The organism is Streptomyces sp. NPDC103540 (assembly GCF_055584445.1).
The window spans coordinates 1-12,086 of the sequence record NZ_JBVJMA010000014.1 but is presented as its reverse complement, the minus strand read 5'-3'; the positions used below and the strand labels follow the sequence as shown (position 1 = coordinate 12,086).

General features: G+C 75.3%; 9 protein-coding genes. All 9 read left to right on the top strand.

Annotated features, from left to right (window positions below):
• Positions 1 to 12 precede the first annotated feature (12 nt).
• The 9 genes from ACZ6ZI_RS29525 (at position 13) to ACZ6ZI_RS29485 (ending at position 11,969) form a co-directional block, all read left to right on the top strand.
• Positions 13 to 1,554, top strand: coding sequence for a L,D-transpeptidase (locus ACZ6ZI_RS29525; RefSeq protein ID WP_469525811.1), 1,542 nt, complete (start codon positions 13 to 15; stop codon positions 1,552 to 1,554).
• A 133-nt stretch (positions 1,555 to 1,687) separates the two neighbouring features.
• Complete coding sequence (locus ACZ6ZI_RS29520) at positions 1,688 to 3,028, top strand: MFS transporter (RefSeq protein WP_469525809.1); 1,341 nt, start codon at positions 1,688 to 1,690, stop codon at positions 3,026 to 3,028.
• Complete coding sequence (locus ACZ6ZI_RS29515; RefSeq protein ID WP_469525806.1) at positions 3,025 to 4,203, top strand: anhydro-N-acetylmuramic acid kinase; 1,179 nt, start codon at positions 3,025 to 3,027, stop codon at positions 4,201 to 4,203. The genes ACZ6ZI_RS29520 and ACZ6ZI_RS29515 overlap by 4 nt, the downstream gene beginning before the upstream one ends.
• A 119-nt stretch (positions 4,204 to 4,322) precedes the next feature.
• Complete coding sequence (locus tag ACZ6ZI_RS29510; RefSeq protein WP_469525804.1) at positions 4,323 to 4,991, top strand: response regulator; 669 nt, start codon at positions 4,323 to 4,325, stop codon at positions 4,989 to 4,991.
• 200 nt (positions 4,992 to 5,191) lie between these two features.
• Entirely contained in the window at positions 5,192 to 7,246 is a 2,055-nt protein-coding gene (locus tag ACZ6ZI_RS29505) for a sensor histidine kinase (RefSeq protein WP_469525802.1), read from the top strand.
• 97 nt (positions 7,247 to 7,343) lie between these two features.
• Positions 7,344 to 7,607: a hypothetical protein gene (locus tag ACZ6ZI_RS29500; protein ID WP_469525799.1), complete on the top strand. Its 264-nt coding sequence runs from the start codon at positions 7,344 to 7,346 to the stop codon at positions 7,605 to 7,607.
• 243 nt (positions 7,608 to 7,850) lie between these two features.
• Entirely contained in the window at positions 7,851 to 9,323 is a 1,473-nt protein-coding gene (locus ACZ6ZI_RS29495) for a multicopper oxidase family protein (RefSeq protein WP_469525798.1), read from the top strand.
• A gap of 42 nt (positions 9,324 to 9,365) precedes the next feature.
• Positions 9,366 to 10,292 carry a zinc-binding dehydrogenase gene (locus ACZ6ZI_RS29490; protein ID WP_469525797.1) on the top strand — a complete coding sequence of 309 codons (927 nt, stop codon included), beginning with the start codon at positions 9,366 to 9,368 and terminating at the stop codon, positions 10,290 to 10,292.
• Between the two features lie 159 nt (positions 10,293 to 10,451).
• Positions 10,452 to 11,969, top strand: coding sequence for an alpha/beta hydrolase (locus tag ACZ6ZI_RS29485; protein ID WP_469525794.1), 1,518 nt, complete (start codon positions 10,452 to 10,454; stop codon positions 11,967 to 11,969).
• Positions 11,970 to 12,086: the final 117 nt, after the last annotated feature.

Below are 12,086 nucleotides of genomic sequence, written 5' to 3'. Positions count from 1 at the left end.
TGGGAGGGCTGCGTGGCCACTTCGTGGAAGAGGACGTGGAGTACGGCGGCGGCGGTGACCGGCGCCCTGCTGGTCGTCGCGGCCGTCCCGGGCCGTTCCCCCGAAGCGGTCGCCGCACCCTCCGCGCCGCTCCCGGAGGCGGCGCTCACCCTGCTCGTCGGCCGCGCCGTGGAGGAGGGCGGGGAGGCCGGCTCCGCCTGGTGCCCCGTGCGCACCTTCCGCGCCGAGGCCTGCGGGACCTGGCGCGAGCGGCGGGTCGTCGCCACCGCCCGGGGTGCGGGCTCCCTCCTGCGCGACCCGGTCGCCGGGCGGGGGGAGACCCTCCCCACCGACCCCGGGGCGCCGTTGGAGATCGCGCTCGCCGACGAGCGGTCCGGCCGGCTCACCGACATCAGCGTCCGCGACGGACACGGCCGCCACCTCGCCGGCACCCTGGGCCCCGAGGGCACCCGCTGGCACAACACCGAACCCCTGCGGGCGGGGGAGGACTACACGGTCCGGGTCGACGCCCAGGACGGCGCCGGCGCACCGGTCGGCGTGACCATGGCCTTCCGCACGGCCCGGCCCGACGGCCACGCGAACGGACCCGGAGGCGGCGGGGCGGGCGCCCTCGACGACGGCAAGCCCGGAGCCGCCGGGCCCGACGGCGGACGGGGCCCGGGCGCCGGCGGCGCGGAACGCGACCGGCTCACCGTCGACTTCGGCCCGCGTCCCGGCACGTACGGCGCCGGGGAGATCGTCACCGCCGAACTCAGCCACCCCGTGCCCGCCGGCGACCCCGAGGCCCGCGCCCGCCTGGAGGGCGCCCTCGAGGTCACCTCCGAACCGCGGGTCGAGGGCGCCTGGCACTGGGTGGACGACTCCACCCTGCACTTCCGCCCCCGCACCTACTGGCCCGCGCACACCGTGGTCCGCGTCCGCAGCGGCCTCGACGGCGTACGGATCGGGGACCACGGCTACGGCGGCCCCTCCGAGCCCCTCCAGTTCACCGTCGGCGACCGGATCGAGGCCGTCACCGACTCCGCCGCGCACGAGATGACCGTACGCCGCAACGGACGCGTCATCAGGACGATCCCCGTCACCACCGGCAAGGCGGGCTTCCTGACCCGCAGCGGCGTGAAGGTCATCCTCGGCAAGGAGTACAAGGTCCGCATGCGCGGGGACACGGTCGGCATCAAGAAGGGCACCAAGGAGTTCTACGACCTGCCCGTCTTCTACGCGACCCGGGTCACCTGGAGCGGAGAGTACGTGCACGCCGCGCCTTGGTCGGTCGACGCGCAGGGGGAGGAGAACGTCAGCCACGGCTGCACCGGCATGAGCACCCGGGACGCGGCCTGGTTCTTCGAGACGGTCCGCGAGGGGGACATCGTCGAGGTGGTCAACAGCGGCGGGGCGAAGATGGCCGCCTTCGACAACGGCTTCGGCGACTGGAACGTGGACTGGCGCACCTGGCTGTCCGGCAGTGCCCTGGCCACCACCACGGCAGCCGCGGGCGCCGAGGACTCCGGCTCCGCCACCCCCCTCGCCGCCTCTCGCCTGCGGCCCACCACGTGAGACCACGCCCCGGACACTCCACGGCCGCCGCCCCCCGTGGGAACGTGCCGCCCACCCGGGCGGTGCCGGGGCGCGGTGGGGAAGGCGCGCGCCCGGAGGGGTGGCGGGCTCCGCGGGCGGGTGGCCGGCGGAGATGACCCCGCTCGCCCCGACCCCCGCGCCGCCGGCCATCGGCCGGTCCCGCCGCGCCCTGACGGCCGGCGCGGCCGGCAACTTCGTCGAGTGGTACGAGTTCGGCGTGTACGGCTGCTTCGCCACCGTGATCGCCGACCACTTCTTCACCCCGCCCCCCACGGGCGACGGCGCGGCGGCCGGCGGCGCCGGACCGCTGATCGCCACGTACGCCTCCTTCGCCGTGGCCTTCTTCTTCCGGCCGGCCGGAGCCCTCCTCTTCGGCCGGCTCGGCGACCGGCTCGGCCGCCGGACCGTCCTGGTCCTCGTCGTCGGCCTCATGACCCTCGCCACCACCCTGATCGGCCTGCTGCCCACCCGCGCGGCGGCGGGCGCCGCCGCCCCCGTCCTGCTCACCCTGCTGCGCGCCCTCCAGGGACTCAGCGCCGGCGGGGAGTTCGGCGGGGCCGTGGCCCTGATGACCGAGCACGCCCCGCCCGGTCGGCGCGGCCGGTACGGGGCCTGGCAGTCCCTCACCGTGGCGCTCGGACTGCTCGCCGGCGCGGCCACCGCCGCCCTCCTGGCCACCGTGTTGCCCCCGACCGCCCTGCACGCCTGGGGCTGGCGGATCCCGTTCCTGCTGGCCCTGCCCCTCGGGCTGACCGTGCTGTGGCTGCGCACCACCCTGCCGCACGACCCCGCGCCGCCGCCCCCGCCGCCCCCGTCTCCGCGGTCGCCCCGGCCGTACGGGCCGTACGGGACCGCGCGCGGGGCCACCGCGCGCGCCGTCGTCCTCGGCGTCGGGCGGGTCATGGGCTGGTCGGCGGCCGGGTACACCTTCCTCGTCGTCCTGCCCTCCTACCTGCAACAGACCCTCGGCGCGTCCTTCCGGGAGGCCCTCATCGCCACCGCCCTCGCCAACCTCGGCTTCGCCGCCTCGATCCTGCCCGCCGGCATGCTCAGCGACCGGATCGGCCGCCGCCCCGTGATGCTCGCCGGGGCCCTGACCGTCGCGCTCCTCGCCCTGCCCCTGCTCCACCTGATCCAGGACCCGGCCGCCCCCGCGCCGGCCAAGGCCGCCGCCGTCCTCGGCGCGGGAGCGGTCGTCGGCCTGCTCGCGGGCCCGGGACCCGCCATGCTCGCCGAGATGTTCCCCGCCCGGGTGCGCTGCACCGGCCTCTCGCTCGCCTACGCCCTCGCCAACGCCGTGTTCTCCGGCTGTGCGGGACTCGTCGTCACCGCGCTGATCGCCGCCACCGGCAACACCGACGTCCCCGCCCTGTACGCCGCCGGCGCCTGCGCGGTCAGCGCCCTCGCCCTGGCGTCCCTGCGCGGCGACGACCACCGAAGGCCGCTGCGGTGAGGGTCGTCGGCCTGATGTCGGGCACCTCCCACGACTCCGTCGACGCCGCCGCCGCCGACCTCGTCCAAGAGGGCGACACCCTGCGCCTGGTCCCGCTCGGCATGATCGCCGCCCCCTACGAGGCGCCCCTGCGGGCGGCCCTCGCCGCGGCCCTGCCACCCGCCCCCACCACCCTGGCGGACGTGTGCCGCCTCGACACCGGCATCGGACGGGCCTTCGCCCGGCTCGCCGCCCGCGCCGACCTCGAACTCTGCGACGGCGAGGCGGAGCTGATCGCCTCCCACGGGCAGACCGTCTACCACTGGACGGACGCCGGACAGGTGCGCGGCACCCTCCAGCTCGGCCGCCCCGCCTGGATCGCGGAGGCCACCGGCCGCCCCGTCGTGTCCGACTTCCGGCCCGCCGACGTCGCGGCCGGCGGCCAGGGCGCCCCCCTGGTCGGCCTGATCGACCTGATGCTGCTGCGCGGCCGCCCCGGCGTCCCGGCCGCCCTCAACATCGGCGGGATCGCCAACCTCACCGCCCTGCCCGTCGCCGGGCCACCGGTGGCCTTCGACACCGGCCCCGGCAACGCCCTCCTCGACGCGGCGGTGCACGACCTCACCCGGGGCGGGCGCGCGTACGACGAGGACGGGGCGCTCGCCGCCGCCGGGCGGGTGCACGAGCCGCTGCTGCGCCGGTTGCTCGCCGAGCCCTACTACGCCCGCCCCGCGCCCAAGACCACCGGCAAGGAGCACTTCCACCACGCGTACCTGCGCTCCGCCCTCGCCGACTTCCCCGCCCTGGACCCGCCCGACCTCCTCGCGACCCTCACCCGGCTCACCGCCCGCACCGTCGCCGACGCCCTGCGCCCCCTCGCCGTCACCGAGGTCGTCGCCTCCGGGGGAGGCACGAGCAACCCCGTCCTCATGGAGATGCTCCGCGCCGAACTGCCCGCCGGCACCGCCCTGTCGCGTTCCGACGCGCTGGGGCTGCCGTCCGCCGCGAAGGAGGCGTACGCCTTCGCCGTCCTGGGCTGGCTCACCCTCCACGGCCTGCCGGGCAACGCCCCGGGCTGCACCGGGGCGCGCGGCCCGCGCGTCCTCGGCTCCCTGACCCCCGGCCGGCGCCCGCTGAGCCTGCCGCCCACCCCGGCCCGCCCGCCGGACCGGCTGGTGATCGCATCCCGGCGATGACGATGACGATGACGAGGGCGGGGACGGGGCGCCCCGCCCCGTCCCCCACCCGGTCCCACGCTCCCGCACGCCCCCGCGATTTCGAAGGGCGACAACTTCGTAACTGTTAGTGTCGATCCGTGTCCGGAGAAGAGCCGCGCGTTCCCCGTGTCCTGATCGTCGACGACCATCCGCTGTTCCGCGAGGGCCTGAAGGCCGCCCTGGAGAGCACCCGGGGCGCGCTCGTCGTCGCCGAGGCCGAGACCGGCGGCGAAGTCGCCGGAGCGGTCGACCTGCACCGGCCCGACGTGGTCGTGATGGACCTGTCGCTGCCCGACATCTCCGGCATCGAGGCCACCCGCCGGCTCACCGCGAGCCACCCCGGACTCCCCGTCCTCATGCTCACCATGTCCGACGAGGACGGCGACCTGCTGGCCGCCCTCCGGGCGGGCGCGCGCGGCTACGTGGTCAAGGGAGCGGGCTCCGAGGAGGTGCTCCACGCCCTGCGCACGGTGGCCGCGGGCGGCGCCGTCATCGGTTCGGACCTCGCCGCCCGCCTCTCCGCCCTCCTGTCCGGCGGTCACCGGCGCGGCGCCGAGGCGTTCTTCCCCACCCTGACCGCCCGCGAGGTCGAGGTCCTCGAACTCATCGCCCGGGGCCACGACAACCGACGCATCGCCCGGGAGCTGGTGCTGTCCGAGAAGACGGTGCGCAACCACGTCACCCACGTCTTCGAGAAGCTCCAGGTCGCCTCCCGCGCCGAGGCCGTGGCCCGGGCCCGCGACGCGGGCCTCGGCGCCGAGGACTGACCTTCCCGCCGCCCGCCCGGCCGACGAGGTCGCCGCACGACACGCATGACGCGCAAGGCGCAAGGCCCACAAGGAACAAAGCCCCACAAGGCCCCACGAGGCACCGAGCGGCCCGGGAGGCCGGTATGAACCCAGCGCCCCGGACCGCGCCCCGGACCCCGCCCCGATCCGCGCCCCACCCGCCCCGCTCGGGGCCGGAGATGCTCCCCGCCTATGCCGTCTGCGTCCTGACCATGGCCTCCGCCGCCACCTGGGCCGTCATCACCCTCACCCACCTCGGCCACCCGGCCCTGAGCGGCGTCAGCCTGCACCTCGCCGCCGACCACGCCCTCGTCGGCCTCGGCATCGCCCTCACCGGCATGGTGTTCGCCGCCCGCCGCACCGCGCGCGTCCTGGGCGGCCTCATGCTCGGCGCGGGCTGCGCGCTGACGCTCGCCCAGACCGTCCCGCTGATCGCCGTGGTGCTGGGCGCGGGTCCCGGCGTCTTCACCGCCGTGGTCGTCCTCGCGATGACGGCGTACACCCTCATCAACCTGATCATCTACCCGCTGCCCCTGTGGCTGCCCAGCGGTCGCTTCCCCCGGGGCTGGGGCCCGCCGTACGCGGTCCTCACCGCCGTCTGGAGCGCCCTCCAGCAGTACCACGCCTTCACCCACCCCGGGTTCGTCTACTACGGCGTGCCCACCCCCATCGCCGACGGCGCCTGGGCCGGCCCGGAACGCCTGCTGACCCCCTGGATGGACACGGCCGTCGACTGGGTGCCCCCGATCCTCGTCGGCGTCGGCATGCTGATCATGCTGGTCCGTTGGCCCCGGACCCCCCGGTCCGAGCGGCCCTACGCGATCCTGGTCGTGCCCTACGTGGTGTGGATCGCGGTGATCTGCGTCAACCAGTACGCCGACGTCCCCGAGGGCTTCAGCGTCATCATCGTCTTCCTCGCCGCCGCGGCCTGGCCCGCCACCGTCGGGTACGTCCACATCCGCGACCGCACCTGGGCCCTCGACCGCGCGGGCCGGCGCATCCTGACCGCCTTCGTCCTCACCTTCGCCCTGTTCATGGCCTACGCGGGCGGCGCGTTCGTCCTGTCCTACTTCGCACCCGGATCCCTCACCCCCGAGGCCGGGCTGATGGCCGTCTCCACCCTGCTGATCGGCGCCCTGCTGCGCCCCACCGCCCGCCGCGCCGCCCGCACGGTCGACCGCTACTACTACGGCGAACGCGCCCAGCCCTACCAGGCGGTGCGCACCCTCGCCGACCGGCTCAGCCACACCCTCGACCCCGGGGACATGCCCCGGCTGGTGTGCGACGCGGTGGTGCGGACGCTGAAACTGCCCGGGGCCCGCCTGGTCATCGGCACCCGTCACGGCCGCCGCGAACTGGCCCGGCTGGGCCGCCCGGGCGAGTTCGACGAGGCCTTCCCGCTGGTCCACCGCGACCGGGAGATCGGGCACCTGTACGCCTCCCCCCGCGAGGGCGAACTCGCCCTCGACCAGCAGGACCGCGAAGCCGTGCGCGTGCTCGCCGACCACAGCGCCCCCGCCATCGCCTCCCTCCGGCTCTACGAGGACCTCCAGACGAGTCGCGAACGGATCGTGCTGGCCCGGGAGGAGGAGCGCCGCCGGCTGCGCCACGACCTGCACGACGGACTCGGACCCGCCCTGTCGGGGCTGCGCCTCCAGGTCGACGCGGCCCGTACGGCCGTGCCGTCCGACGCCGGGGTCTCGGACTCCCTCGCCGGCGTCTCCGAGGGCATCGGGCGGGCCATCGACGAACTGCGCCGCATCACCGGCGGGTTGGCGCCGGCGGCCCTGGACGGAGCCGACCTGCCGCGCGCCCTGCGCCAGTTGGCCGAACACCTGGGCCGCTCGCTGCGGATCACCGTGAGCCTCACCCCGGACCCCTTCCCGGGCCTGCCCGCCGCCGTGCAGGTCGCCCTCTACCGGATCACGGCGGAGGCCCTGAACAACGCCGTCCGCCACGCGGGCGCCGCCCACGCGCACGCATCCGTCGTCCTGACCCGGCGAGCGGTGTCGGTGGAGATCCGCGACGACGGCGCCGGGGTCGGCGAGGGCGGGCCGCGCGGCGGCGGCCTCGGACTGCGTTCCATGGCCGAGCGCGCGGAGGAGCTCGGCGGGACCTTCCGCCTCGTCAGCACGGAATCCGGGACCCTCGTACGGGCCGTGCTCCCACGCACGGTCGGGACCGGACCGGGACCCGGTGACCATGCGCCCGGGACACGGGGCTCCGTACGTTGAGGTTCCGAACCACGGACGGAACCGGATCGAATCCAACGGACCCGGAAGGACCGGGAAGAACGGGAATCCGGAACCGGCACCCGAAGGAGGAACCCTCATGTACACGAAGCTCCTGCGCACCGCTCCTGCGGCCGCCCTGGTCACCCTCGGCCTGATGCTGGCCGGCCCCGCGGCGTCCGCCGCTCCCCAACAGTCGACGGCCTCCGTGTCGGCCGAGCAGCTGCGCCCCAACGGCAAGCACGGCCCCTACTCCAGTGAGGGCTCCTGCAAGAAGGCGGGCAAGACCGGCCAGTCCAAGGGGCACTGGAAGCACTACCAGTGCCGGTACGACCACCACCAGTGGTGGCTCCACACCTCCTGAAGGAGGCCCCCACCCCCGGCCCGGCCCGGGACCTCGCGTCCCGGGCCGGGCCGCGCGCGCCACACCCGGCGAGCAGACGTCGCCCGCCGCACCCACCCCCCTCACCTCCCACCCCTCGCGCGACTCGACGGCCCCACCAGTCGCGCGCGACCGCGCCCGCGCACACTCTCTGCGTCCACCACCGCGTGCCCGCGCGCAGGGGAGTCGCCACGCGGGGACCGGGCCAGTACCCACGGGGGAAACGTGATCACTCGACGGACCGCACTCAGGGCGGGCGTGGCCGGAGCCAGCGTCCTCGGAACGGGCGGCATGCTGCTGCCCGTCGTGACCGCCACCGCCGACGAACCCCGCTCGGCCGCCGCCGACCTCGACCCGGTCGGCATAGCCAAGTTCACCCAGCGGATGCCGCTCGCGCCGGTGCTCCAGCCGTACCTGACGACCAACACCACCAGCTACTACAGCATGACGCTGAAGGAAGCCACCAAGGAGATCGTGCCCGGCCTGAACACCCCGGTGCGCACCTTCAACGGCTCCTTCCCGGGCCCCGTCATCAAGGCCGAATCCGGCCGCCGCGTCGTCGTCAAGCAGACCAACACCCTCTCCGACCCCACCTCGATCCACCTGCACGGCGGGCACGTCCCCCAGGACAGCGACGGCTCGCCGATGGACCTCATCGCAGCCGGCGGCGGCACCAAGACGTACACCTACCCCAACACCCAGCCCCACGCGAACCTGTGGTTCCACGACCACGCCCACCACCTGGAGTCGGAGAACGTCTTCCGCGGCCTGACCGCCACCTACCTGCTCACCGACGACGTCGAACGCCGCCTCGGCCTGCCCTCCGGCGCCTACGACGTCCCCGTGCAGCTGCGCGACGCCCGATTCGCCCAGAACGGCGAACTCGTCTACCAGATGGGCGACTTCCAGCACCGCAACGTCATCCTCGCCAACGGCAAGGCCTGGCCCTTCTTCGAGGTCGCCGCCCGCAAGTACCGGTTCCGCTTCACCAACACGGCCAACATGCGCTTCTTCGACCTGCGCCTCGCCGACGACTCGGAACTCGTCCAGATCGGCACCGACGGCGGCCTGCTGACCTCCCCCCACCGCACGAACTCCGTCCCGATCACCCCGGGCGAACGGGCCGACATCGTCATCGACTTCTCCCGCTACCCCGTCGGCAGCACCGTCGAACTCGTCAACAAGGCCGCCGCCCCGGGCGAGCCCGTCGACCTGATCGGACGCGTCCTGCAGTTCCGCGTCACCCGCACCGCGAGCGACGACAGCGTCGTCCCCGCCGCGCTGCGCACCCTGCCGCCGCTGGCCACCGCCACCGTCCAGCGGGACATCGAGCTGCGCATGGACGAGACCGGCGCCCCGAGCGACATGGCGTACATCAACGGCAAGACGTTCGACATGGACCGCATCGACACCGAGATCGCCTACGGCGCCACGGAGATCTGGACCGTCAAGAACGTCAACCAGTTCGTCCCGCACAACTTCCACATGCACCTGGTCCAGTTCAGGGTGCTGGAGCGCAACGGCGCGGCCGTCACCGCCGGGGCCGAGACCGGACTCAAGGACACCGTCGCCCTCATGCCCGGCGAGACCGTCAAACTCCAGGCGACCTTCACCGGCTACCGGGGCACCTACGTCTACCACTGCCACATGTTCGACCACGGAGCCATGGGCATGATGGCGAACATGCGCATCGCCTGATCGACCGACGCTCCCTCCGCACCAGCCGGAAAGGCACACCGGATGCACGCCCTCGTCCACGATCCGAACGCACCGATGCAACTCGCCCTCCACGAGGCCCCGGACCCCGCGCCGCGCCCCGGGCAGGCCCTGGTGGAGATCGCCGCGATCTCCTTCAACTACGGTGAGATCGCCTACCGTTCCCCCCGGACGCGGCCCGGCTACGTCTCCGGCTGGGACGCCGCCGGGGTCGTGGTCCGCCCCGCCGAGGACGGCTCCGGACCGCCGGCCGGGACCCGCGTGGTCACCTTCGGCTGGGGCGGCGCCTGGGCCCGGCTGCGCGCCGTCGACACCGCCGAACTCGCCGTCGTCCCCGACGCCGTCGACCTCGGCCTCGCCGCCGCGCTCCCGGTGGCCGGGGTCACCGCCCTCCAGGCCTGCCGCCGCCTCGGCTCGGTGCTCGGCCGCCGCGTCCTCGTCACCGGGGCCTCCGGTGGTGTCGGCCGCTACGCCGTCCAGCTCGCGGCGCTCGCCGGCGCGCACGTGGTCGCCTCGGTCGGCAGCCCCGCCCGGGCCGAGGGCCTGCGCGAGCTGGGGGCCGCCGAGATCGTCGGCGGCCCCACGAAGCTCACCGCGCCCGTGTACGGCGTGATCGACAACGTGGGCGGCGCCCAACTCGCCGAGGCCTTCTACCGCCTGGAGGACGACGGCGTCGTCCAGGCCATCGGCAAGGCCTCGGGCGAGTCGACCACCATCGACTTCGAGCACTCCCGCGTCACCAGCGCGCGCGGACGCCTGGAGAACTTCAACATCACCACCCCGCTCGGCGCCGACCTCGGCTTCCTGCTCCACCTGCTGGAACAGGGCCGCCTCGACGCCCAGATCGGCTGGCGCGGCCCCTGGACCCGGGCCGCCGAGGCCGCCGAAGGGCTCCTCGCCCGCCGGATCCTCGGCAAGGCCGTCCTCGACGTCACCCCCGTGACGGCCTGACCCCCGCACATCGCCCGACGGTTACCCCGCGCCCGCCCGCCCGTGCCGGGCGCGGGGGAACCGTACGGATCATCGGGGGACCACCGGGGGGATATCCCCACCCCGGTCCGACGGGCCTGCCGGATGGGTCGACGGCCGTGCCTGCACGAGGCTTTACCCATGACCACACACCGCAGCAAGGCCCTCCTGATCGCGCTCTGCACGGCCACCGCCGCCGCCGGACTCACCGCCGGTTTCCAGGCCCACGCCGAGGACGCGGCCCCGGCCGGCGCCGACCGCCCGAGCCTGACCTGGCGCCCCTGCGCCAAGCCCGGCGGCCCCGCCACCCAGGAATGCGCCGACCTGCCCGTCCCGCTGGACCACGCCGACCCCGACGGCCCCCGGATCAACCTCGCCGTCTCCCGGATCCGCAGCGACCGGCCCGAAGCCCGCCGCGGCACCCTCGTCGTCCTGCCGGGCGGCCCCGGCGGCTCCGGCGTCCAGCGCCTGACCCAGAAGGGCGACGCCCTCGGCCGGCAACTCGCCGGGACGTACGACCTGGTCTCCTTCGACCCCCGCGGCGTCGGCGGCAGCACCACCGCCGACTGCGGACTCGCCCCGGGCGACCGCTACCTCACCAGCCTGCGCGCCTGGCCCGCCGCCGACGGGGACATCACCGCCAACCTCGACCGCGCCCGACGCACCGCCGAGGCCTGCGACCGCAACGGCGGCGCCGTCCTCGCGAGCTTCACCACCGCCAACCAGGTCCGCGACCTCGACGCCCTGCGCGTGGCCCTCGGCGAGCGCAGGCTCTCCGCCTGGGGGGTCTCCTACGGGACCTACGTGGGCGCCGCCTACGCCCAGAAGTTCCCCGAGCGCACCGACCGCTGGGTCCTCGACAGCAGCGGCGACCCCGACCCGACCCGCGTCGCCCGAGGCTGGCTCGCCGACATGTCCCGGGGCGTCGACGACCGCTTCCCCGACTTCGCCGCCTGGGCCGCCCACGCCGACCGGGACCGCGACGGCCTGCGCCTGGCCGCCACCCCCGACGAGGTGCGCCCCACCGTCATCGCGCTCGCCGCCGCCCTGGACCGCGCCCCGCGGAAGTCGACCACCCCCGACACCCCCCTCACCGGCAACGGCCTGCGCCAGGCCCTGCAGAACGCGCTGACCTCCGACGCGGCCTTCCCGGCCTTCGCCCGCCTCGTCAAGGCCGTCCAGGACCCCGCCGCCACGCCCGTCCTGCCGCCGGAGCTGGCCCAGCCGCTGCGCGGCCAGGACGCCGCCCAGCTCATCGCCGTCATTTGCAACGACGTGACCTGGCCCGAGGCCGACGCCCGGGACCGCCAGCGCACCGTCGACGAGGACCGCGCCCGCAGCCCCCTCACCGGCGGCATGCCCGTCAACGTCCTGCCGTGCGCCTTCTGGAAGAACACCCCCGACGAGAAGCCCGTCCGCATCACCGACGAGGGCCCGTCCAACATCCTCATGATCCAGAGCCGCCGCGACCCGGCCACGCCCCACTCCAGCGGCCTGAAGATGCGCGAGGCACTGGGACGGCGCGCGGTGCTCGTCACCGTCGAACACGGCGGCCACGGCGCCTACCTGGGCAACGGCAACGCCTGCGGCGACCGTGCCGTCACCGGGTTCCTCACCACCGGCGAGCGCCCCGCCCGGGACCTGGAGTGCGCGAACTGACCCCCCCTCCCCGGGGGGGGGCCCCCCCGGGGGGGCCGCCCCCCCCCGCCCGGGGGGGGGGGGGGGGGGGGCCCCCCCCCCCCCCCGGGCCCCGGGGGGGGGGGGGGGGCCCCCCCC

Excerpts from the sequence above, each read along its gene's own strand:
- ACZ6ZI_RS29490 (WP_469525797.1), top strand. The coding sequence starts at position 9,366 with ATGCACGCCCTCGTCCACGATCCGAACGCACCGATGCAACTCGCCCTC.
- ACZ6ZI_RS29500 (WP_469525799.1), top strand. The coding sequence starts at position 7,344 with ATGTACACGAAGCTCCTGCGCACCGCTCCTGCGGCCGCCCTGGTCACC.
- ACZ6ZI_RS29505 (WP_469525802.1), top strand. The coding sequence starts at position 5,192 with ATGCTCCCCGCCTATGCCGTCTGCGTCCTGACCATGGCCTCCGCCGCC.
- ACZ6ZI_RS29485 (WP_469525794.1), top strand. The coding sequence starts at position 10,452 with ATGACCACACACCGCAGCAAGGCCCTCCTGATCGCGCTCTGCACGGCC.
- ACZ6ZI_RS29520 (WP_469525809.1), top strand. The coding sequence starts at position 1,688 with ATGACCCCGCTCGCCCCGACCCCCGCGCCGCCGGCCATCGGCCGGTCC.